This window comes from Thalassoglobus sp., assembly GCF_048270125.1.
Classification (GTDB): domain Bacteria; phylum Planctomycetota; class Planctomycetia; order Planctomycetales; family Planctomycetaceae; genus Thalassoglobus.
Window position 1 is genome coordinate 142111 of sequence record NZ_JBLWTN010000008.1, and the last position, 23216, is coordinate 165326.

21 protein-coding genes are annotated in these 23216 nt (G+C 51.3%); 12 read left to right on the forward strand and 9 right to left on the reverse strand.

Annotation, left to right across the window (positions count from 1 at the left end):
- The first annotated feature begins 189 nt into the window (after window positions 1-189).
- The gene (locus tag ACN0YR_RS12000) at window positions 190-750 is read left to right on the forward strand and encodes a hypothetical protein (RefSeq protein WP_417849465.1); all 561 of its coding nucleotides are present in this window, start codon (window positions 190-192) and stop codon (window positions 748-750) included.
- Window positions 751-895: 145 nt separating this feature from the next.
- Here the strand turns inward: ACN0YR_RS12000 and ACN0YR_RS12005 are convergent, their stop codons facing one another.
- Genes ACN0YR_RS12005 through hmpA form a run of 3 tightly spaced genes read right to left on the reverse strand, consistent with a single transcriptional unit; the run spans window position 896 to window position 3794 of the window.
- Window positions 896-1795, reverse strand: a complete 900-nt coding sequence (locus ACN0YR_RS12005) for a YwiC-like family protein (protein WP_417849466.1) — start codon at window positions 1793-1795, stop codon at window positions 896-898.
- Window positions 1795-2565, reverse strand: coding sequence for an iron-sulfur cluster repair di-iron protein (ric, locus tag ACN0YR_RS12010; RefSeq protein ID WP_417849467.1), 771 nt, complete (start codon window positions 2563-2565; stop codon window positions 1795-1797). Before ric ends, ACN0YR_RS12005 begins: the two co-directional genes overlap by 1 nt.
- A gap of 2 nt (window positions 2566-2567) precedes the next feature.
- Window positions 2568-3794, reverse strand: a complete 1227-nt coding sequence (hmpA, locus tag ACN0YR_RS12015) for an NO-inducible flavohemoprotein (protein WP_417849468.1) — start codon at window positions 3792-3794, stop codon at window positions 2568-2570.
- A 136-nt stretch (window positions 3795-3930) separates the two neighbouring features.
- Between hmpA and ACN0YR_RS12020 the strand changes: the two genes are divergently transcribed.
- Both ACN0YR_RS12020 and ACN0YR_RS12025 read left to right on the forward strand, forming a co-directional pair.
- Window positions 3931-4356 carry an RrF2 family transcriptional regulator gene (locus tag ACN0YR_RS12020; protein ID WP_417849469.1) on the forward strand — a complete coding sequence of 142 codons (426 nt, stop codon included), beginning with the start codon at window positions 3931-3933 and terminating at the stop codon, window positions 4354-4356.
- Window positions 4357-4477: 121 nt separating this feature from the next.
- Entirely contained in the window at window positions 4478-5587 is a 1110-nt protein-coding gene (locus ACN0YR_RS12025) for a tellurite resistance/C4-dicarboxylate transporter family protein (RefSeq protein WP_417849470.1), read from the forward strand.
- Here ACN0YR_RS12025 and ACN0YR_RS12030 read toward each other — a convergent pair.
- Entirely contained in the window at window positions 5527-6237 is a 711-nt protein-coding gene (locus tag ACN0YR_RS12030; RefSeq protein ID WP_417849471.1) for an MOSC domain-containing protein, read from the reverse strand. The two genes, ACN0YR_RS12025 and ACN0YR_RS12030, sit on opposite strands and share 61 nt — an antisense overlap.
- A 249-nt stretch (window positions 6238-6486) precedes the next feature.
- Here ACN0YR_RS12030 and ACN0YR_RS12035 point away from each other — a divergent pair, with 249 nt between their 5' ends.
- Entirely contained in the window at window positions 6487-6705 is a 219-nt protein-coding gene (locus tag ACN0YR_RS12035) for a DUF542 domain-containing protein (RefSeq protein ID WP_417849472.1), read from the forward strand.
- Between the two features lie 24 nt (window positions 6706-6729).
- On the opposite strand, the gene ACN0YR_RS12040 is transcribed toward ACN0YR_RS12035, so the two are convergent.
- Window positions 6730-7185 carry an MgtC/SapB family protein gene (locus ACN0YR_RS12040; RefSeq protein ID WP_417849473.1) on the reverse strand — a complete coding sequence of 152 codons (456 nt, stop codon included), beginning with the start codon at window positions 7183-7185 and terminating at the stop codon, window positions 6730-6732.
- Between the two features lie 341 nt (window positions 7186-7526).
- On the opposite strand from ACN0YR_RS12040, the gene ACN0YR_RS12045 reads away from it, so the two are divergent.
- A complete protein-coding gene (locus ACN0YR_RS12045; RefSeq protein WP_417849474.1) occupies window positions 7527-8342 on the forward strand; it encodes an MBL fold metallo-hydrolase in 816 nt (271 codons plus the stop codon).
- Between the two features lie 193 nt (window positions 8343-8535).
- Window positions 8536-9081: a DUF488 family protein gene (locus tag ACN0YR_RS12050; protein WP_417849475.1), complete on the forward strand. Its 546-nt coding sequence runs from the start codon at window positions 8536-8538 to the stop codon at window positions 9079-9081.
- On the opposite strand, the gene ACN0YR_RS12055 is transcribed toward ACN0YR_RS12050, so the two are convergent.
- Entirely contained in the window at window positions 9051-9737 is a 687-nt protein-coding gene (locus ACN0YR_RS12055; RefSeq protein ID WP_417849476.1) for a helix-turn-helix domain-containing protein, read from the reverse strand. The genes ACN0YR_RS12050 and ACN0YR_RS12055 overlap by 31 nt on opposite strands.
- Before the next feature lie 955 nt (window positions 9738-10692).
- On the opposite strand from ACN0YR_RS12055, the gene ACN0YR_RS12060 reads away from it, so the two are divergent.
- Complete coding sequence (locus ACN0YR_RS12060; protein WP_417849477.1) at window positions 10693-11691, forward strand: metallophosphoesterase; 999 nt, start codon at window positions 10693-10695, stop codon at window positions 11689-11691.
- Between the two features lie 114 nt (window positions 11692-11805).
- Here the strand turns inward: ACN0YR_RS12060 and ACN0YR_RS12065 are convergent, their stop codons facing one another.
- Window positions 11806-13344, reverse strand: a complete 1539-nt coding sequence (locus ACN0YR_RS12065; RefSeq protein WP_417849478.1) for a sulfatase-like hydrolase/transferase — start codon at window positions 13342-13344, stop codon at window positions 11806-11808.
- A gap of 296 nt (window positions 13345-13640) precedes the next feature.
- Here ACN0YR_RS12065 and ACN0YR_RS12070 point away from each other — a divergent pair, with 296 nt between their 5' ends.
- The 4 genes from ACN0YR_RS12070 (at window position 13641) to ACN0YR_RS12085 (ending at window position 18312) form a co-directional block, all read left to right on the forward strand.
- Window positions 13641-14708: a hypothetical protein gene (locus ACN0YR_RS12070; RefSeq protein WP_417849479.1), complete on the forward strand. Its 1068-nt coding sequence runs from the start codon at window positions 13641-13643 to the stop codon at window positions 14706-14708.
- A gap of 54 nt (window positions 14709-14762) precedes the next feature.
- Complete coding sequence (gene lhgO / locus ACN0YR_RS12075) at window positions 14763-16001, forward strand: L-2-hydroxyglutarate oxidase (protein WP_417849480.1); 1239 nt, start codon at window positions 14763-14765, stop codon at window positions 15999-16001.
- 260 nt (window positions 16002-16261) lie between these two features.
- Window positions 16262-17167: a dihydroorotate dehydrogenase electron transfer subunit gene (locus tag ACN0YR_RS12080; RefSeq protein WP_417849481.1), complete on the forward strand. Its 906-nt coding sequence runs from the start codon at window positions 16262-16264 to the stop codon at window positions 17165-17167.
- 143 nt (window positions 17168-17310) lie between these two features.
- A complete protein-coding gene (locus ACN0YR_RS12085; protein WP_417849482.1) occupies window positions 17311-18312 on the forward strand; it encodes an endonuclease/exonuclease/phosphatase family protein in 1002 nt (333 codons plus the stop codon).
- A gap of 90 nt (window positions 18313-18402) precedes the next feature.
- On the opposite strand, the gene ACN0YR_RS12090 is transcribed toward ACN0YR_RS12085, so the two are convergent.
- A complete protein-coding gene (locus ACN0YR_RS12090) occupies window positions 18403-19512 on the reverse strand; it encodes a hypothetical protein (protein ID WP_417849483.1) in 1110 nt (369 codons plus the stop codon).
- Between the two features lie 511 nt (window positions 19513-20023).
- Between ACN0YR_RS12090 and ACN0YR_RS12095 the strand changes: the two genes are divergently transcribed.
- Window positions 20024-21979: a hypothetical protein gene (locus ACN0YR_RS12095; protein ID WP_417849484.1), complete on the forward strand. Its 1956-nt coding sequence runs from the start codon at window positions 20024-20026 to the stop codon at window positions 21977-21979.
- A gap of 176 nt (window positions 21980-22155) precedes the next feature.
- Here the strand turns inward: ACN0YR_RS12095 and ACN0YR_RS12100 are convergent, their stop codons facing one another.
- Window positions 22156-23052 (reverse strand): hypothetical protein, encoded by an 897-nt coding sequence (locus tag ACN0YR_RS12100; protein ID WP_417849485.1) that lies wholly within the window; start codon window positions 23050-23052, stop codon window positions 22156-22158.
- Between the last annotated feature and the right edge of the window lie 164 nt (window positions 23053-23216).

The following is a 23216-nucleotide window of genomic DNA, read 5'->3' on the forward strand; positions in this document are numbered from 1 at the left end:
CAGTGTCGTGTTGAGCGTTAAATCCGTCTTTCCGGAACTTGGCCGACAATCCCCAGTATGAGAACTCCCAGCGAGAGAACCGTTTGGGATTCAATGATCGCCGTGACTATTTAATAGTTGCCTGCATGATTCGGATTTCGATTTCGCGACAGTTGTCGGTTTCTGACAATCTGGGACGAGGATCGATTCATGCTAATTCTTCACGAATCATTTGGGCGTTTGATGAACGGAGCAACAGTCTCAGGCCTCTTGGTGAACTCAACGACAGGTAAACAGACTGATGTAGCCGTTGAGATTCAAGGGCTGAAACAACTGGACAGCGTTCATCGTTGGGACTTGCAGGTTTTGAAGAGGTCCGGTGGGAGTGGCGAAGCCGTTCCACTCGAAGTCGAGGTCCGCTGGGAGCATTCAACGCCTGTTCTTGTCATCGAGAACCAAACATTGCCGTCAGTGGGGCCGTTTTCTTGTCGAGCCGTGGTCTACAACCATTCTGTGATTGCGTCCTGGAAGACTTCGGAGCAACGAGGGACTTTCAGCGGGTCTTTGGACCCATCACGTAAGTCATTCGAAGGAAAGCACTTCGTCATTGAGCGGATGGGCGAAGCGACTCGAGACTGGTGGACCGGCAGCGATTGGTCCGACAATCCGATAGACGCAAAGTGGTATGACCAGGAACCATTTGCCACTCTCGAAACAGATGACGAAACCGCTCACACGATCTACTACCCGAACGGACTTGTGGATCAATAAATACGCTCTCAAATAATGGGGGCACGTTCAAATTGTGCCGAACAGCAAACCAATTCGAAAGATTCTTTAGAGCTGGTCCTGAAACTTGAAATTGCTCTCTCAAACATTGAGAAAAGTGACGATTCCAGAGGTTTTCGGACTGGTTCTAGTAATAGCTCCATGCTCCGATAGCTACGATTCCGCTTAGAATATTGACCATGAGCAGGCTCCAGCCGATTTGCTTCATGTGTTTCGGGTGTGGCGTCGTGATTCGCATCACGGTCGCTGCCAGCAGCATTGGGATGGTCACAATCCATAGTGAACTGCCAAAGCCAATTCCCGCGAAGCAGGCTGCGAAAGAGATGATCAGCAGGATGTCGCAAGTTCGCCTTGCCCATGCGGTTGCAGAGTTTTTGTGTCGAGTGATCGTGGATCGAACGCTGACTGTCGTTGCAACACGGCCTGCAAACCAAATCAGCCAGAACTGCACAGCTGTCATGACCTCTGCACCTCCCGCCAGCAAGACGACGGCACTCGGTAAGGCGAGGCCGCCGATCCCCAGCAATTGGGCAGCGAGTGTCCGATTGTGTCCACCGGTTGAGATCACGAACTCGATACTGGCGAAAATCACACAAGCGATCAGTGCAAGCCGTGTCGCACTACCGCTTAACCAGAACGCAGCTGTTCCGCAAACCACAACTGCACTGAGGCGCACAATGAGCGTCCGCATGGCGAACGGTGATGACTCACGGGCTCGTTTGCCTCTGCTCCCAGAGACGATCAGCAATGGTTCATGTGCAAGAAACGCAGCGACAGCTGCGATGGCAACAAGCACCGTTTCTGGCGTTAAACCTGAAATGATGAGTGCCGCAACCAGAGGAATTCCCAGAATTGCGTACGCTCCATGCTCTTTAGGGTTGAGTCGATCGACCTTTGCTTTTCGAACCGATTTCTCACGTTCGTCAGCTGACGACGACGAACTTTGTGAGTCGGTCCACGGTTTGGTGGCGATCGCTACGGAGGCATCATACGGGGATTCGGTCATGGTTGCGGCTGACAGACTCATCAGACTTGGCTTCCTTTCTTGGCTGCATCGCTTAGCTTTGCAGCAAGCTGAGATGAACGTGGGAAGAGCACGTTATTCTCTTTGTGAATATGCCGATGCAGATCAGATTCCAGTTCGCGGAGTCCATCCAGCATGGCCCGAAATGTGTTGCAACCACCCTCCGGGAGCGTGAAGTCAGACGAACTGGCACGAATTTCCTTCAACGCCTGACCAGCAACATCATGCTCGTGTTCCATCATGCTGATCGGATTGTCGACTGAGCCGAATGGAAAAGCTGGGACAGCCTTGGTCTGTTCGATCGTACGAATCGCCGGAAACAGAACTTGCTCTTCTTTCCTCATGTGTGGCACAAGTTCCTGATGAAGTTCTCTAAACGATTCGAGAAGACGGCCTAACCATTGATGCTGATTGCCATGTACGGAAGCAACTTTGTCCACGAGTTGGGTTAATCGTGGAAGTTCATCCTTCAGGTACGCATGATGAGTGGCTTCGATCTCGTCACACATTTCCGACAATGACTTCGAGGTGAAGTCTTCGTCCGGATCTGTTTTACAATCCCGACCTGATGTGACACCGTCCAACTGAGACAGTACGGTCTGAATGTCGACTTTCTTGGAAGAGCATGCTTCCTGGAGGGGACGTTTTCCACCGCAACAGTAGTCGATTCCGTGCTGTTCGAAGACTCGCGACGTTGCGGGGTGTCTCGTCACCCACTCACCGACAGAATCGGTCAGCGTCAGAGTCGTTGTACTCTCCTGATTGTTCAACATTGTTACACCTCAAGTGCTTGCTTGGGACCGAAGAATTCGTGGCGGACTCGACTTTCATCCACGCCTAATTCGCGAAGATTGGAGAGCATGCTGGCCATGAAAGGAGGAGGACCGCACAGGTAGAATTCCGAATCATTGACTGGAGTCCATTCGCTCAGCCTCTCTTTCGTAACCATTCCTTCTGCATCGCATTTGACTGCTTCTAAATCTTCAGCTAACGGAGCGTCGTAGATGACTTTCGTCTGAATGTTGGCGCCGTTGGCTGACAGCTCGCGAACTTCTTCCGCCATTGCATGTGCGAGGCTGTTTCTGGCAGCCTGCAGGAAGTAGATCGGCGTACTGACTTTTGCGTGGGCCAGCGACTTTGCCATCGACAGCAAAGGAGTAATACCGATGCCCCCCGCAAGAAAGACAATTGAGCGGCCGTTTGTGGTGGTCGGGTCAAGTGTGAACTCACCACATGGAGGACCGACCTCAATCTCGTCACCGACTTCCACGGAATCGTGAAGGTAGTTTGAGATCAAGCCACCCGGAGCCCCGTCGGCGAGCGACGGTTCGCGTTTGACACTAATACGGAAGTGTCCTGTGCCTGGTCGATCCGAAAGGCTGTAGTTCCGCGGCGATGTTGGTGTTGTCGGGTGATCAATTCGGACTGTGATATATTGTCCGGGCAGATACTCAGGCAGCGGATTTCCATCAACCGGTTTGAGGTAGAACGATGTGACGATATCGTTTTCAGGAACTTTGCGATCTACGACAAGTTTACGATAGCCGTTCCAGCCGCCGACTTTCGTTTTCTGATCGTTGTAAATTTCTGCCTCGCGACCAATACAAACGTCGGCCAATAAGCCGTATGCTTCGGCGACAGCTTCGATGATTTCGTCAGTCGCGGCCTCGCCCATCACATCTTTGATTGCGTCGAGCAGATGCTTTCCCACGATCGGGTAATGCTCGGGCTTGATGCCGAGTGAACAGTGCTTTTGGGCAACCAGTTCCACCGCCGGGCCCAACGCTTCGAGGTTGTCGATGTTGGAGAAGTAGGCACAAATCGCTCCAGCGAGCGCCCGTTGCTGACCTCCACTATGTTGGTGAGCCTGATTGAAGAAGGCTTTAACCTCGGGGTTTCCTTTGAACATCCGTTCATAGAATCGTGTCGTAATCACCTCAGAGTTAGCGGCGACGACGGGGGTAATCTCTTTGACGATTTGGACAGTTTTTTCGCTGAGCATGCGTATATCCAGTGAATTTCGTGGTTGTTGTTGTGGGTCCGAGAGACTAAAATTAATTAATCACCCCAATGTATAGATTGCTATTCTGCACGTCAAGGTGCAGAATAGGCGTGGCCAGATTTTTTTAGGAAGAAATATGATCTCCAAGACCGCTGAGTATGCTTTACGTGCAGTGACCTGCCTGGCAGCGGATACGGACAAACCACTCTCAGCTGATGTTCTGGCTGAGAAAACCAAGGTTCCACGTCGATATCTGACTCGCGTCATGCAGGACTTGGCGACTGCAGGCTTAGTCAGTTCACGAAGTGGCCCGGGTGGCGGTTATGAACTGGCCCATGAGGTTTCGGATTTGACGATTCTGGACGTTGTCAACGCGGTCGCACCACTGGAGAGAATCAATTCGTGTCCGCTGGGGCTGACCTCGCACACTTCACTTTGCCCATTGCATGCCGAACTCGATCGAGCATACGCAGCGACCGAAGCTGCCTTCGCTGCAGTCACGATCAGCAAACTTTTGAGTTCCACAAGCTCGATTGTTCCATTGTGTGAAGACACGGAATAAAGACACAGAATAAAGCCGTCGAGTATCAACCAGCAGAGAAACAGTCTGCAGCTTCTGAAAACATACAGGAAGAAAACATGGCTCAAGAAGCCGATACGCCAATCGCAGTGGATGTGGAGAATTGAGCGAATCAACCCCATCCGAAAGAGGATCTGTCGACTACGCGTCTCTTGATCCGTCTTGCTTTTCAATCGTGATGGCGACCGGCATCGTCTCGATCGCGTCTGTCTACGTCGGGGCTGCAGGCTCGTGGCTCAGCATGGTGTCGCTCGCCTTGCTGTGGATCAACGTCTCTGTTTTTGCTTTACAAATCGTACTGACCGGAGTTCGTGTGCTCCGGTCTTTCCCAAGAGTCATCGCGGACTTATTCGACCATAAACGAGCATTTGGTTTCTTTTCGATGGTCGCAGCGTCAGCTGTTCTGGGGGGCCAATTCTTACTGATTGCGGACCTCCCAGGTGTGGCTCTGACACTTTGGTGTTTTGCCGCTGCCTTGTGGTTGGCTTTCACCTACCTCATTTTCACATGCGTCACGATCATGCGAAACAAGCCGAGCCTCAATGATGGGCTTCATGGCGGCTGGTTGTTGGCTGTGGTGGCGACTCAATCCGTTTCGATTCTCGGTGTGTTGTGTGTTGAGTTCGTCGAATTTCGTGACTTGATGCTGTTTGTCTCGCTGGCGTTGTGGTTGAGTGGCGGAATGCTTTACGTCTTGATTATTTCGCTGATCTTCTATCGCTACTGCTTTGGGGCAATTGATGTTGAATCGATGTCGCCTCCGTACTGGATCAACATGGGAGCGATGGCGATCTCCACCTTGGCGGGGACCACGCTGATCGAAGCTGCACACAGTTCGCCATTGCTGACTCAGATCTTGCCGTTCATGAAAGGGATGTCGCTGTTGTGCTGGTCGACTGCGACGTGGTGGATCCCATTGTTAGTCATGCTGGGACTTTGGCGTCATGTCTTTCAGCGAAAAAAACTGGAGTACGACCTGCGCTACTGGAGTATCGTCTTCCCGCTGGGGATGTATTCCGTCAGTACGCGGGGAGTGAGTCAGGCAATGGATGTTCATTTGCTCGATCAGCTCTCGACCCTGTTCGCTTACATTGCTCTCGCAGCCTGGTTACTGACAAGCGTCGGTTTGGGACGTCACCTCGTTCGCAGCTTTTATCGATCGCGAGAACGTTCCGCTCCGTACAGTCGTGCTGCTGGTGAAGATTCCTGCTGATTCCTACTGCGTCGCGTCAGAGTCTCTGTCCAACTTGCTGACAACTCGGGAAGACTCGCGAGTATTTTCGCGCCGACGATGTTGTCCTTCTCAGAGTGCATCAGTCGATTGGCAGCCGTGATCGTCCAGAGAGGATTGACGCGTTCAACAAGTTGGATGGAGTCTCCAGCTTCGAGGTCGCCTTCGGACAGGACCCGCAAATACCAGCCGGTCCGTCCGGTTTGCTGTACGCGAACAGCAAGGTCCTCGACACTCCACCAGCGTGACAACTTCCAGCATGGCTGCCGAGGTTGTGAGACCTGTACTTTCGTATCGCCAATTATCCAGATGTCGCCGATGCAAACGTCGTCTTCAGTGATCCCGCAGACTGTCAGGTTTTCGCCAAATGATCCGGGGACAAGATCGAGTCCAAGTTCAGCTCGCCACAATGGATAGTGTGCGATTGGATAAACACAAAGGGCTTTGTCAGGTCCACCGTGGTGCTTCAAGTCGGCCTGCCCATCGCCGGCGAGATTCAATCGATCCAGCCGAACCGGACCATTGACCGTTTGCTTTTGAAAGCCGGTCGTCCATTCTTTGTGGTGGTCTTTTGCTTCGACCACATTTGGTTTGCCAACCTGAATCGAATGAACTGTTGCGGAATCCGTCATTGCCGTTTTCTCAAATATAATGTCGTAAGAGTCCCCAGATCAGAGTGAGCTTCGTGGCAGAGGTTTTCGGAGGGGAATGAAAGATGTATATTGTAGACATCTTTGTCTTATTTGTGTTATCACATTTTTCGAATTGGTGTTCCGGTTCTGCCTTGTGTCGAACAACAATGTCACTGGTAAAACCCGTACATCATTTTCATGCAGCTCTGGTTGAGTCGAATTATTATCTTATGTTAAGGATTTCAGCAGATGGAGTGTGACCTGGATACCTCGATTCCGGATTGGCTCATTGAGCATCCCGAAACGACTGGCGTCTTCAGCGAACTGGGGCTGGATGTGAGTTGTGGAGGCAAGTCGCTGGAATATGTAGCACTTCAAAAGGGACTTGAACCGGAGGATGTGCTGGCAAAGCTGCGTCGCGCGGTCGAAAGTGACACAAGCAGCAACAACGCTGGATCGTCCTCCTGACTGCCAGCGTTTTACGACCAGGGGCTATTCATCTTTACCTTTCCTTCGATGCTCACGAACTTTAGTGATGACAATTTCGAGGCCATCAATCCCCAGAAGAGTGAGCACCGCAAGGGTCGAGACCACAACCGCTGCGGAAAATTGACCCGCCCCAACCATCGTTCCGATAGCAGCCAACAGCCAGACGATGCTCGCAGTTGTCACTCCTGTAACGACTTCGCCGCGAGCCAGAATGACTCCCCCGCCCAGAAAGCCAATTCCCGAAACGATTTGCCCGATGATACGAGTCGGATCGGAATTCTCAGTGGCGACCAGCGACCCCATGCGAACAAACAACGCTGTGCCCAGGCAAACCAGGACACACGTTCTCACGCCGATCGGCTTGCGATTCAGTTCACGTTCGATCCCAATGATCGAGCCACATAAAATTGAAACACCGATCTCAATCCAAAACTCGGTCGTCAAGGGATCAAACTGCATCTGAAAACCTCCTTTAAGGTCTCTCGCTGGACGTACTTCAATCCTTTGTTGGTGAGCTCTCAAGCACAAGGACCGGGTGAAATTCTGACGAAACGTCGGGACTCCGCACGCGTTCCGCGACCGGCAGGTTCACATCTGCTGCCTCTCTTATACAATGTTTAGAACGGATCTTGAAACCTGAAGTTGCTCTCTCAAAAACCGAGAAAGTGGCCATCCCTCAAGTTGCCGGACTGGTCCTCTTCGGTGGAACTCTATTGAGCTGAGTTGCGCTCACAAAAGCTGAACAAGTGCGAGAAATGAAGAGGAACGGAACGATCCGAATCTGAACAAAGGTGTGGACCATGACGAATTTCATTTGCAATGCTTGTGGGACCTCGTTTCCAGAAAGCGAAAGTCCGCCGGATGAGTGTCCTGTTTGCCAGGATGAACGTCAATATATTCCACCATCAGGCCAAAGCTGGACGACGCGTGAGTCGCTTTCTCACAATCATGCAAATCTATGGCGGTCGCACGAACAGAACCTGCTGGAGATTCGCACCTCTCCGGACTTCGCCATCGGTCAGCGAGCGTTTCTGGTACAGACTCCCGAGGGCAATATTCTCTGGGATTGCATTGCGTTGCTGGATGAGGCAACCAGAGAAATTATCACGTCACTGGGGGGACTCATGGCGATTGCTATTTCGCATCCGCACTATTACACAACGATGCAAGACTGGGCTGCAGCCTTTGACGTGCCGGTTTATCTGCATGCCCGTGATCGCGAATGGGTCATGCGACCGGACTCGCGGTTGAAGTTTTGGGAAGGCGATCAACTTGAACTTGGCAAAGGGCTGACGTTACTCCGCCTGGGGGGACATTTCCCTGGTGGAACGGTTTTACACTGGGCTGCCGGCGCACAGGGACGAGGCCTGTTGCTCAGTGGCGATGTTGTGCAGGTTGCCGTCGATCCCAATCAGGTCTCGTTCATGTGGAGCTATCCGAACATGCTGCCACTTTCTGCGACGACCGTAAGACGAATCGCAAAGCGACTCGAACCGTGGGAGTTTGATCGCATCTACGGTGCCTTCAACCGAAAGACAATTCCGCAGAACGCAAAAAACATTGTGATGCGATCCGCACAGCGATACGTAGAACTCCTCGAGAACGAACAGGACTAGAGCATCTATCGAATTGGTATGCAGGTTCTGCCTCGTGGCGAACAGCATTTTTGCTGGAGAAATGCGTTCTTCACGGGCACACGGTAGCGCAAACTGCTCTCAGTTCGATCCTGAAGCCTGAGTTGACACTCGCGAACACCAGTATCGAAAATACAATAGAAAGGTCGTCACATGACGATCAATGAGTAAGGCGATGCCGAAAGAGAAACCCGTAATTCACACCATCGGTCATTCCACGAGAAGTTTCGAAGAACTGGTGGAACTTCTCCGGACATACGGAGTCCAGCGACTGATCGATGTGCGGACGGTCCCTCGTTCACGCCACAATCCTCAGTTCAATCGAGAGACGTTAGCGAAGTCGCTGCATAACCGGCGGCTCAACTATCGACATCTCAAGGGGCTCGGCGGGTTGCGGCATTCGCGTCGCGATTCGGTGAACACGGCATGGCGCAATAAATCATTTCGAGGCTATGCCGATTACATGCAGACGCCGGAATTCGAGGCTGCACTCGAGTCGTTGATTGAACTTGCTCATGAGAAACCAGCTGCAATCATGTGTGCCGAAGCTGTCCCGTGGCGATGCCATCGTTCGCTGATCGCCGATGCATTGATCATTCGGGGTTTCGATGTCTGGGACATCATGAGTCTCACGAGCGCCAGGCTGCACAAGCTTTCGCCCATCGCAAAGGTTCGCGGAACAACGATCACTTATCCCGGCGAGGAGGCATCAGGCAGCTGATGTTTTTTTAACGCACGGCTTTTTGCGATCCCTTCCGCGATTGATTTGATGTCGTAGCGGTCGTCAATCTGGATCACTTTGCTTTTGTGAAACTGGATTCGAATCGAGAGCACCACCGGCTCTTCGGGGGGGCAACCAATCGGGTGGATAAAAGTTTTGCCCCAGATAATCACGTTGTTGCCGCTGCTGAGAAAATGATAATGGGGACGGTGATCATGCCCCTCTGGGACAGTCAGAACATCAAATGTTCTTTCGATCATCTCAGCGACGCCAGAATGCCCGTGGAACTTTCCCGCGAAAGGAATTTCTTTCGGGTCACCCTGCATGTTCAGGACCACAGACTCGTCAAGAAACGGTTGGATGCGGGACATCGCATCCTTCTGGTCGATGTAGAAGGCATCAACATACTTGCGGGCAAAGCTGGCTGGGTCGCAAATCAAGTCTTCCGGGTGGACCACCAGATCTGGAGAGCTGAGTGCCTCTGCCAGGTCTGCGATGGCCTCTTTTGAGATCGACCGTCCCGATTCCGCTTTGTTGACCAGCCGTTCGCTGTACCCCGCCTCTCGGGAAAGCGCTGCTTGCGTCAAGCCGCGTCGCTCTCGGAAATACTTAATGACTTCCGGGTTACAGCCATACGACGGCTTCACGCCGTCCATCGTCCAACCCATAATCCTGCGGCCCTCTTCTGTCGAGTTTCAAAAACGATACGCCTGCTCGCTCACTTCACTAGGTAAGCGTGCGTGTTCCGTTCGTAGTGTTGAGTTATAGAAAAAGTAACACTGAACAGAACCGGCTGCAAGATGAAGAAAGAATTCTCAAGTGAATTGGGTCGCTGGGTCACGCTGCGCGCTCCGGGGAATTCTCTTTCACGGTTACGGGATAGACAACAGCGACCAGAGCATGTTTCATTGAGGTCTTGAGTGCCCCATTAAGCCCCCAATGAGTCACCGTGAGCGAAATGACCGCCAAAGATACAGCGATTTTACTGCAGACCGATTGTGAACATGTTCCAGGTGACAGGAGGATCCTCCGACTGCAGTGAAGCCTTACGCTCATTTCTGTTCAGCAGAGGAATGCATGCAGGCTATACCTTATCCCGTGTACAAATCAGACCTCGTTTTGCCACTCTCATTTCGGGCAGTCGCTGTGCTTCACAGCCTTCGTGGCAGACTCTGCTCTTTATCGCGAAGTTGTCGTCTTCTTGGCTCACCTCGACAGAACGCATTTCCCTAGAACCAGTCTGGAAACCTCTGGAAGCACCGCTTTTCTCAATGCTTGAGAGAGCAATTTCAGGTTTCAGGATCAGTTCCAGTGAAAATGCTGTTCGCCACGAGGCAGATCCTGCAAACCAAATCAAAAGATGCTCTTAGGCCAAATTCAATACTGGTCTTTACGTTCTGCCTTGTGGCGAGCAGTCTATGAAGTCATTAAAGTGAACTTTACGGGCGCGACAGGCATTCTAAATGCTCTGTGCTCATATTCCACAGGCGAAGGCTCGCGTTGATTGTTGGTTTTTATCGAGAACGCTCTGGTTTACTTATGAAATTCAAACTGCTGTCCAATAAGATCTTCTGGAGTTCAATCGGCTCTTTATTCATTTGCATAAGTAGCATGTCTTCTCTCGATGCAGCTGAGGATCGTCTTGATTCCGCGCCCGAGAACTCATTTTCGATCGTCGTCATTCCAGACACTCAGGCGTACAAGAGTCACAAGAGCGTCGACCAGAATGGGAAAGAGATCAGCCAGGTCACGAATCCCATTTTCGCAGCTCACACAGATTGGATTGCGAAGAATCTCAAGTCTCAGAAGATTGTGTTTGTTTCTCATGTCGGGGATATCGTCGACAAGAATCGCCAGGATCAGTGGAGTGTTGCCCGGAACTGTATGGACCGCATCCATGGGCTGGTTCCTTATGGGATTTCAGTTGGCAATCACGATATGACTTCGAAAGGTGACTCAAGTCTGTTCCAACAGAACTTTCCTGCCGCTCGTTATCAAGATAAGAAATGGTACGGAGGAACATTTACTCCAGCAGGCAACAACCCAAAGGTTTCCGGCAATAATGCCAACAGCTATCAACTGTATGAAGCAGGCGGTCGAAAATTCTTGCATCTGCATCTTGAATGCAATGCCCCTGATGATGTCCTCGCGTGGGCTGACAGTCTGTTCGAAGATCATTCAGACCGTGTCGCCATTGTGACAACACACATGGGACTGGGCCCCCGCGATAAGCCGAAGAATAACCAGGAGTTCATTGATGCACCGAAAGGGCGAATGCGGTGGCTGAAGATTCATGGAAAACGAGGGAACACACCGGAACAGATGTGGGAGAAATGTTTCTCTCAACACAGGAATCTGTTCATGATCTGCTGTGGTGACCAAAGTCGAACTCAGGCACGTCATGAAATCGCAGTCGGCGTACACGGGAATTCGGTTCATCAACTCTTGTCAGATTACAGTACCGGCTGGCTAAGAATGTACCGTTTCCTGCCAGATCAGAACGAAGTGCAGGCGATCACATTCGATCCACGCTCAGAAGAACTCTGTGCAAAATCAAAATACGTAAATGACCGAAACCAGCATCAGTTTCGATTTCCGTTGCCGAGATAATTCTTAGAACTGGTCTTGTAACTTGAAATTGCTCTCTCAAACGTTCAGAAAAGCGACGATTCCAGAGGTTTTCGGACTGCTCTAAGATGAACTGCTTGTCTGCTTTGCTCATGCTTACTGTGGTTGATCCCACAGGCGATGAGGATCGTGGAGCTCAGTCATTTGTTGCAGCAGCAGAGCTTCCATCTCTGCCAGCTTTTCTTTGTAGGCAGGGTCGCTGGCGAGGTTGATCTGCTTGGGAGTCGGTTTTGTTCCGACCTGCTTGACGAGTTGTGGGGCGTGGTGTTCCGAAAGAAATTCATGCGGGTTATCAGCGAGGTTGAAAAGCTGCGTCTCGCGGACTTTGCCGTCGAGGACATCGTACTTGATCAATTTCCAGTCTCCTTTCCTGACGCTGCGCATCCCCGGTTTTGTGCCGCCGCAATAGACTCCATAGAGAACCTCACGAATCGTTTGTTGTTCTCCAGTAAGAATCGATTTGAAGCTGAGCCCTTCATTCGATGCAGGAGGTTCGACCCCAGTCAAATCACACATCGTGGCGAGAATGTCAAGCAGGTAGATATTCCCCGGAGCCCGTTTTCCGGCGAGGATTCCTGGTCCTTTGGCGATGAACGGGACGCGCCAGGTATGTTCGTAGAGGTTTTGCTTTCCTTGCAACCCGTGTCGACCGATCGCCATGCCATGGTCAGCGGTGTAGAAGATGTAAGTGTTGTCGAGTTCACCCATTTCTTCAAGTTTTTTCAGGACGCGACCAATCTGGATGTCGATATTTTCATCGCAGGCAAACTCGCGACCCAGCTCGTTGCGGATCGTTTGTTCGTCGCGATTCTTCCAGACTCCGCTGACAGCGACTTCGTCTCGCAAGTTGGGATGACCATGATGGAACGGGTGCTCAGGCAGATAATTGACAGGGAGCTGCGGCTGTTTGGGGTTCGCAGCTGGAAGTTTGTTTTTGTCGGTGTGATTCGTCGCCCCGTACTTCGCGAGGAGTTCGGGTGTTCCATCTCGCGTGTCGTGCGGATGTGAAAATCCAAAGTAAATCAAGAATGGATCTTCATCGCGAGTTTCGTCTCGTTGTGCGAGGTATTCCAAAACTTGCCTGGCGTGCCAAGGGCTGCCTGTTTCATCGGTTCCGCCTCGTTTGGTTGCATCTTTGACGATAGTGAATTGTGCGTTGGCGGCGTCGTAACTGTTCCCTTTTTTGCACGTACGCATTGTGTCATACCCGGCTCGGTTGAAGACTGCTGCCATGGTGTTGTCTGCGAGGTCAGGCGGCACTCGAGTTGGGTCAGCCGTGTTGGGATTGTTCTTGCTGTTCTTACGTCGATCTGGAATGTGCCAGACAGTCCGCCCGCTCATGATCATGTGTCGAGATGGTGTGCATACAGCTCCGACCCAGGCCCCCATGTGATACGCAGCGTCGAGGACCATTCCTTCAGCAGCGAGCTTGTCAAGGTTCGGCGTTTCCAGCTTTGAGGATGGATTGTAGACCTTGAGATCGAAAGGGGATTGATCATCGACCAGAATGAATAAAATGTTTGGCCGCTTCGTTGTTTTCTCGGCAGCCAGGCTCACCTGAGTCGCAAAGGAGATAATCATCGACAGCAGAATCAGTCGGGAGGTGTGTCCGAAAAGCTGAGCGTTGTTGAGCATGATCGATTCTCTTGGGCTTCAATCGAGTGAATAGAATTCTCAAATGACTATAACAACTCCGGTCGAGCATGGCATCTTTTTGGAGTTTCACAGTTGAAATGAATCACCAGAGGGATTCCGGTCTGATTGAACTTTGCTGTAAGCAGGCAGCGATCATTTCAAAAATTGAGTCGATTATTGAGTGCGAGAACCGCGCTGAGCGGGGTGGGGCTCGCTTGCACTGTTTGTAAAAATTCGGTCTGCTGTCTGGATAGAACTCACCGTTTCAAGGTTCAACTCAACAGGAATCCGGTCTCATGTTTCGATTGTTTTTTGGAGTCCTCCTCAGTGTTAGTTTCGCTGCATTGAGCCTGGCTGATCAGCCGGTCGTCAGCAATGTTGAATTTGTGGTGGGAGACCTGTTGAAGGCGGAAGGTGGCTCGGCGACGCCGTCCTCATTTCCGTTCAATCGCCCGTTCGGGATCGACTTTGATTCCGCCGGAAAGATGTATGTGGTCGAACTCGAAGGGGGGCGGATCTTTCGCCTCGGACAGGATCGTACTCCGGTTCAGATTTCGGGAGATGGTTCCAAAAGCTACAAAGGGGATGGTGGGGAGATTGCGAAAGCGACATACAACGGGATGCACAATCTTGCCATTGATTCGAAAGATCGTGCGTATATCGCAGACTCATTTAATCATTGTCTTCGCGAGATCGATCTGAAAACGGGCACGATTCGCACTCTCGCCGGGAACGGAAAAGCGGGCTTCGCCGGTGATGGCAAAGGGGCCGAAGATGCCCAGTTCGATTACTTGATGTGTGTCTCATTGAACCCTGCTGGCGATGCACTCTTCATCGCGGATCTCAAGAACAGCCGCATTCGAAAAATTGACCTGAAAACCGGCCTGACTTCGACAGTCGCAGGCAATGGGAAACGAGGAGTCCCCGAAGATGGAGCCAAGGCGACCGAAAGTCCGCTCGTCGATCCGCGAGCAGTCGCTGTCGATTCGAAAGACAACATTTATATTCTCGAACGTGGCGGTCACGCACTCCGTAAAGTTGACAGTCAGGGACGGATTCAGACCGTCGCAGGGACTGGAGAAAAAGGATTCAAAGATGGGGCGGCTTTGGAGTCCCAACTGGCATCACCAAAGCATATTTGCATCGACGCAGAAGACCGGGTGATCATCGCTGATGACGCCAATGCAGCGATTCGTTGTTACGATCCTGAAACTAAAACCGTGAGTACTCTTCTTGGTCGAGGTTTCGGCAAAAAGGAGTTGAAGCTGAACCAACCGCACGGTGTGACGATGCAGGACGGGACTCTGTACGTGTGTGATACGTCTAATAACCGAATCTTCAAAGTCAGCTTTGCTGCCGAGTGAGAGTCGCTGAGGGATTTCGCACAAGTCAGAAATTATCGCCATACAAAGACGAAGATGTCGGTCGCCAAGACGCGGCAAGCAAAAGGACGAATAGTGCAAAAGTGTGATGTGGCGATTGTTGGCGGGGGAATTGTGGGACTGGCGACTGCGTATCAGTTGTTGCTGAAGTCTCCTCAATTGTCTGTTGTTGTTCTGGAGAAGGAACCAGAAGTCGCCTTTCATCAAACGGGGCACAACTCTGGTGTGTTGCATTCGGGAATTTACTATCGCCCCGATTCACTCCGGGCGAAGAACTGTCGCGCCGGGAAGCTGGCAATGCAGGAATTCTGCGAGCAGGAGGACATCCCTTTTGAACTATGTGGCAAAGTGATTGTTGCTGTCGACAAGATTGAAGAGGAGCGGCTGAAGGGGATCTATGAACGGGGGCAGGCGAACGGTGTCGAGTGTGAGATCATCAGTCAGTCACGACTCAATGAAATTGAACCGCACACAGCCGGAATCGCTGCGATTCACGTCCCTGAGACAGGAATCGTGGACTACAAAGTTGTGGCTCAGCGACTGGCAAAGAAGATTCGAGAAGCAGGCAGCAATGTTTGGCTGAATGCCGAAGTGACCGAAATTCGTCGCGAGCCAGACAAAGTGATCGTGGTTTCGAAACAGGGAGAATTGAAATGTTCTTACCTTGTGACCTGCGGTGGCCTATGGGCAGATCGCGTGATTGAGATGTCGGGAGAGAAAGCTGAGGCTCCGATTGTGCCGTTTCGTGGGGAGTTCTTTGAATTGAAACCGGAAGCGGAATACTTATGCCGAGGCTTAATCTATCCGGTCCCCGATCCGTCATTTCCATTTCTCGGAGTTCACTTCACAAAAATAATTTCCGGGGGTGTCGAGTGTGGCCCGAATGCGGTGCTGGCCTTTGCACGTGATGGTTACAAGAAGACAACGCTGAATCTTCGCGACCTCTCAAACTCACTGGCGCATCCAGGTTTTTTGAAATTGGCGGCCAGCAACTGGCAAACCGGGATCGGAGAAATGTGGCGATCCTGGAATAAACATGCTTTTGTCAAAGCTCTACAAAGACTTGTTCCCGACATTCGTAGTGAACATTTAATTGCCGCTCCATCGGGTGTGCGTGCTCAGGCAGTCGGGAGAGACGGAAAATTGCTGGATGATTTTGTGTTTCAAGAATCGGAACGAATAGTCCATGTTGGAAATGCTCCCTCCCCGGCAGCGACGGCGGCACTCAATATCGGTAAACTGATCGTTGAACGCCTCAACGTACGCGGTGTGTGAGTATCATTCACACTTAGAGCAGTTTGCACTACCGTGTGCCCGTGGAGGACGCATTTCTTTAGAACTGATCCTGAAACTTGAAATTGCTCTCTCAAACGTTGAGGAAAGTGGCTATTCCAGAGGTTTTCGGACTGGTTCTAGTAAAAATGCTGTTCGCCACGAGGCAGATCCTGCAAACCAATTCGAACGATGCTCTAGTCCGCATGAATGAATATGCAGAGACATCCGGGGCGAAATGAACCCAAAGCACAGAAAATTCAATGAACACTTCTCCTCAACACGATTGCCTGCCTGGACAAGTCCTGAATGCTCATCAGGAATTGGCAACAGTGATTTCTCAACGACAACTCGCTGATGGGACCTACGCTGTGCGCATCGCAGCACCGCAAATGGCATCTGCGATCAGGCCGGGGCAATTTTTTATGCTTCGCCCCGCAAATGGAACAGACCCGCTTCTCGGAAGACCGTTCGCCTTGTACGACACCGTCGTTGACGACTCCGGGACTCCAGTCGCCTTTGAGTTTGCTTATCACGTGATTGGTAAGATGACCCGTTTAATGAGTCACTGGTCAGCAGGTGAAAAAGTGGAACTCTCGGGACCGTTTGGGAATGGGTTCCCGGTTTACGAAGGTCAGCATTTGCTTTGTGTTGGTGGCGGAATTGGTTACACACCGTTTCTGGCAGTCTCCCGAGAAGTTCTCGGTCAGCGAAAGTACGGAAACGATCCTGACCGCTATAAAGGAGCTGAACCTGCGAATCGTGTGACGTTCTGCTATGGATCTCAAACGAAATCAGTCGTTGCTGATCTTTCCGACTTCGACGACCTTGAAGGTTTGGATATTCAAATTTCCACCGATGATGGAACGGCAGGGCACCACGGGCTGGTGACTGATCTCGTTAAAGAGATGCTTGCTCGAAGTGAAAGCGAACGGCCCGATGGCGTTTATTGCTGCGGCCCCGAGCCTATGATGTACGCCGTTGCCCGAATTTGTGCTGCGGCAAATCTCCCCTGTTGGCTATCGCTGGAGACTCCAATGGCGTGCGGCTTCGGTGCTTGTTTCAGTTGCGTTACAAAAGTCCGGATTGAAAATAACGAGTGGGACTACCGCCGAACTTGCGTCGAAGGTCCAATCTTCCCAGCGGAGACTCTCGCGATTCCAGAGTGACAGCAGGCAATCGGTTCTCGACATTTTAGAACACTTTCGTGTTTCTTGTGTCCGTGAGGAGCGTTTTCATTGAATGAATCACTCATCTCCACGAGACTGTTCGCGTACATCTTTTTCAATGCTGTGTTTGAGTACTTCGGTGAATGACCATCACGGGAAATGACGATCATCGACAAAGTCGACCGCTCTTGAAAATGGCGATCAGTGGTGGAGTTCTGTTGTCAGTTGCGACCGTTCTGTCGTTGTTTGCACGGTACTTCTGGATGTTCGATTTGCTGACCAGTTTTCATGTGCAGTATTCGCTGGGACTCATTCTGGTTGTTGGTCTGCTGCTGTGGCATCGACGATGGACGTATTCAGCTCTGATGGGGGTTGCGCTCGGGTACAATCTCCTGCTTGTCTTGCCGGTTTACCTCCCAGTTCGACAGTCATTTCAGCAGCAGTTACAGCAACCATTACAGCAACCGTTGTCAGATGGGCGGAGGCTCCGTCTCGTTTCAGCGAATGTACAGACTTCGAATCGAGATCATGCCGACTTTTTGAAATGGATACGGAAAGAAGATCCTGATCTTTTTCTCGTTATGGAAGTAGATGATCGATGGATGACTTCGCTGAGAGAATTGAAGGGGGAGTATCGTCATTCCGTTTCCTTCGCTCGCAGCGACAACTTTGGAATCGCTCTATTCAGCAAACTTCCGATGAATGCGGAGATCGTCCACGTTGGAGTGCGGGAGTTGCCATCGATTCTTGCTCAGGTGCAGGTCGATCATCATGTCGTGACTTTGGTCGGCACACATCCGCTCCCCCCGGGAGGGAGGAAGCTGTCCGACTGGAGGAACCAGCAGCTCGAAGCTGTTTCGGAAGTTGTTGGCAGGATCGATGGGCCGAAAATTTTATTGGGCGACTTAAATGTGACACCGTGGTCGCCATATTTCAAAGATGTTCTTGAATCAACAGGCTTGCGGGACAGCCGCGCAGGATTCGGGATTCAACCAACGTGGCCAGCAACGAATCCACTCTTCTGGATTCCAATCGATCATGTCCTCACGAGCGATGAGGTACATATTCATGAACGAGAAATCGGGAGCAGCAACGGGAGTGATCACTACCCGGTCGTTGTCGATTTCAGTATCGCACAAGATTAACGCGAGAGATGTTTTTTACGTTTTCAAAAAAACAGCCGGACATTTCATCTGTCCGGCGTTCCATCTTGGGTGCAGCATTCACTTCAGCAACTACTGTGCGGGAGCTTTCGTAATCGTGTGAAGATGCGACACCAGGTAGACAGGTTTGCCGAGTGGGTCTTTCATGACGGGATCGACTTCGCCTTTGAGTTCGACAACATCACCGTCGCTGAGACCATTTAAGTAGGGACTGGCAGCGAGGGAAAGATGTCCGGCGAATTTGTCTGACTGCTGTGGGTTGTCGGAGTAAACGACGCTCCATGTTCCTGTCGGTTCATCTTTGCTGACGACACCGCGGAGCCACTTGAAGTTTTCATCGTGAGCGAACGGTCCAGTTGCTTCAGAAATCGGTTTGTAGGACTTGATGTTGCTGGAGTTCTTCAGCATCGGGAGTGGCATCGCTTTGGGAGCGGAATCACCTTGTGATGGTGCAGGGGCTGGGGAACCGAAAGGATCGTTACCAAAGTTTGCCGGAGGAATCGCTTGCATTGGCGGTGCCGCTGGGCTGTTAATGTCAATCGCCTCGTCCATTGGAGACGAGGTTGGCGAGATTGGTGAAATCGGAGCGATTGGTGCAGATGCGGTCGGTGGGCTGTAAACGGAATTTGGCCCCGCTGGCGAATTGATGTTGGATTCCCTGAGTCCATTGTCGATCCCGCGAATTGGTTCGTCCATCGAGGCAGGTTGAATTTCGCTAGCCTGGATCGGTGGCTGAAACGTTCGGGAAGCACTGTTGTTGTAGAACGGGCTTCCATTGGGGCTAGATGGGTTGGGGACCGGTTTGTTGATCTCCGTTGAGGAATATGGCGGAGCATCGTTACTGGCTCCACTGGGGTTCGGGATGGGTTGAAGTCCACCCCCATTGTTCTGGTATGTCGGAGTGCCTGTCCCCGATCCTCCGGGGTAAACTCCCCCAGGGACGACTGTTCCATTGGGAACGTATTGCTGTCCTGGCTGAAGTGTTTGAATCGGCGCTTGTTGATAACCACCGGGGTAAGAACCGGGGTAGCTTGAACCGTAAGGCGAGGTCCCGTAGGGGTTCGCCCCGTAACCTCCACTGTAGGGGCCGGGTCCATAAGCGCAGCCATTCAGTGTGATTAAGCACAAACTGAACAGCGCCAGTGATAGGGGCAAAGTTGGTTTGATGACCGAACTCATCATCCAAATCCTCGGTCATGGAGGGAAGGGTGCTTAGAGAGGGATCTCTGAAGCAGAGAGAGGAAAAACGAAGGGAGGAAATCGACTGGTCGATTGAACTCACAGGATGATCGCCTCCATACGAAGCCTGTTTCACTCAATCCGGCCAATCCTGCCGATTGCCTTGGCTGGGGTTGTACCTTGATCGGCAAGAATGTGTCTATAGCGTTTTTTCAGTAAAAATGGCTCTCTTTCAAGAATCCTTTAAGAATTCCACGTCAAATGCCATTTTCCCGCCTGAAGTCGTGAAAACTCCAGCTTGACGATCTTTCCCAAGTCATGGAGAACACTTTTCCCATCAAAAAATCCAATCCTCAGCTGACAGGTCCACTGAATCCTGAAGTGGTCGTGTCATCCTCCACCCTCCATTACGGGGACGAACATGATGTTCCGCCCAAAGTTTGTATTCACTTTCATTTTGCTCGCCGGTCTTTTCACCCAAGGGTGTACAAACCTGATAGCGCGGCGAGCCATAATGGATTTTTCAGCGAGTCTGGAGTCGCAAGATCTTGAACAGATCCGAGTGGCGACCTCTAGCGACTTTGGGTCGAAAGCATTGCGTCAACCGGAAGCGATTTCGGACTTGAAGCTGTTGCGGTTCCCAAAAGGGGAAGTGCGCGTGATCTCAATTGAAGCGATCGACGAGGTCACGAAAATGGCGACTGTCGAGATCGGTGAGGAAGATGATGCGAAAGCGGTTGACTATAAATTGACTCTCAATCGGGAGACCGGTCGCTGGGTTGTCGATGATGTCATTCTCAGCCAGGACGATACGACTGGTCGGGAAATTCGCCGATCGGTGACCGATCAAATGGACTTGTTGCTAAGTTGCCGAGAGCTTCTGAAGGATTGGGAATCAGCTCCACGGTCTGTGAAATTGCAACACTGCACCGAAGAACTTCATGAGCATCTTGCCAAGTTGCCACCCAACTGGTTCAAACGCCTTTCCGAGGACGCAGTCGGTTCTGGTCGACGGTCCACATTCCGGCCGGAAGCTCGGTTAAACGGAGATCATGCGGTCGTCGTTGCTCCGCATCAGGACGGAAGCCTGTTTGTTGAGTATCGGAAAGAGCTCAACAATTGGAAGGTTCAGAATATTGCGATTGAGCCAAAAGGAAAAGGGGACACTGGTGTGCGTTCGCTGATGACACTGGCGAAAACCTTGAACTCGTCTGCAGGGTTCCTAACGAGCTTTGCTGCCGGTGACGTCGAACTGCTTGCCGAGTCGGCTTCTCCCGGATTTTATAAGCAATCACTTCTCAATGCGGATTTAGATTCCATTCGATTGCCTGTTGAAATGATGATTGCAGATGAGTACGACGCAAAGCAGCACAAGGACCGAACCGAACTTCTCCTCGAAGCGAACGGAACAACTTACATGTTGACTGTACGCACAGTTGACCTCGTGAACGAAGATGGTTCGCCACGTGCCGCAGAGCCAAGAGTGGATGAAGTCACAATTTTTGAAGCGAACGGCTCTGATGTGAAGAAAATCTCCGCCATGTTGCTTTCAAACTCCGTAGTTGATTTATACGTCGAGGCATTGCGGACTCGTAATCTGCAACAAATTCGGAGCATGTCGAGTAACGACTTCAATGAACGTGTTTGGAAGCTGGAAGCTTCTAAGCACTTCAAGATTATGCCTTATCCTCACATTGACGCTGGTGATCCTGAAGTTCTCTCGACTGTATTCCGGGGTGATATTACTGAAATTACTATTGCTCAAGGTGAGACTCCGATGACATTCATTCTCCGTTTGGGTGAAGGCTGGATGACTGTCGACGACGTCATTATGCCAGCTCATAATCGGCCTGTCTCATTAAAAGCCAACCTGGAGTTGATGCTTCCGATTCATGCTTTTGCATCCGGCGTGAACCGTGGAGACGTCGAAGAAGCTTCGAAGTATTCGGATAGCGGACTCGATCAGATGATCTGGAGACAGCTGAATTACGTTCCTGATTTTTCAAAGCAGATGGTGCGCCCACTGATGAGCGAAGTCATGCGAATTACGCCGAATCAATCGTGGATTGTTGTCCATACCAGCGACGGCACGATTTCATCCGAGATCAAGATGGTCCGCAGAGGGGAACGCTATGTGGTGCATGATGTTTCCATGATCAACGAGGCTTCACCAACGAAGCAATTTGCCTTCCTCCAAACTGCCCGGCAAATGATCGCTGCAGGACAGCTTCTCCCCAAGGGAGCGACAAAAGCACCAGTCATTCAGGCATCAAGATCAGTTCAGGCACAAAACCGTCCAACTCCTCAGCAAGCGGCTCCTTACACGGGCATTCCAGAGTCCCGTTATGAGCAATCGCAACCGGTCATGGAACAGGAATTCATCCAGTCACCTGAACCGCCGATCACGCATCAGGAAGGCAATCGTCATAGCTCCTTCGAACCAATTTCACGCGACCTCTACGCCCGCTAGAGCTGTTTGCTCTACCGTGTGCCCGTGAAGGACGCATTTCTCTAGGAAAAATGCTGTTCGCCACGAGGCAGAACCTGCAAACCAATTCGAAAGATGCTCTAGAGCGGTTTGATTTACCGTGTGCCCGTAATTGGAGAGTGCGCTATTGCACTCTCCAATGTTGGTCTTAGTCAGATTTACTTTTTGATTTTGGGACGACTCATGAAATAGAGTGTTTTGCCATCTGCGGACCAGTCTACACCAACGTTGTGACGATCTTCAGGTTGGCCTTCCATTCGAGTCGTTTCAACATTTGCTTCAGGTTTGAAGTTGTGAATCTCAGCCCCTTTTCCCCGTGCCCATTTTACGGTGGTGATTCGATCTCCACTGGGATGCCAGGCGAATTCGTTCCCAAAGCCCCCTGCATAGGTATAGCAAACTGACAATTCAGGCTTCTCATCTGATAGATCGAGTATTGCAATTTCGCGCGTGCCATCTGCGAGCGTCCCGCTGAAACAAAGTTTCTTCGAGTCAGGCGACCAATCTGAGTTCCAGGAGATTGAACGGTACGGGTTGTTTTCTCTTGGCTGAATCGTCTTCTTTGAATTCTCGAGCAAGTCATAAATGATGAACTTACCAGCGAGAGTGTAGGCGACTTTCTTCCCATCGGGCGACCATTGAATCCCCCAGCCGCGTTCGTCAATGATCGTCGCTGCCACGCGCTCGGCAGATTGAATACAAACTCCTCTGGGACGATAACTGCAGTAGGCTAAGTACTTGCCGTCAGCGGACCAGGTTGGCATCGCCCCATATCCCACGCTTTGGATATCTGTGGTCTTAAGATCCATAATGAAAATCTGTGCGCCGCCAGAGTTCTCTCCAGCCTGCCAGCCGTCAAAAGCAATGCGTGTTCCATCAGGTGAGACGTCCGGAGATCCCCCTTTCGGAAACCCTTCCAGTTCTGTGATCTTGCGGAGATTTTTGCCATCGGCATCGATAGCAAAAACAGCAATCAGTTCGTCGTCGGCCCGAGACTGAGCGGGAAGGGCAACAAGGATCATGCAAATCGCGATACGGCTGAGATATCCTGGCATATGCTTGGCTTCCTGATTTTTGTTGAGAATTCGATTTCATCGTACCGAACACGATCTCTGACATCTACAATCGCTTTCTTGAACCCGGATCTGAAGATCTACTCCGAGGTTTGTCTGTTCCTTGTGATGGAAAGGTGCTCAGGAGCAACGGATCAGACCGCTCT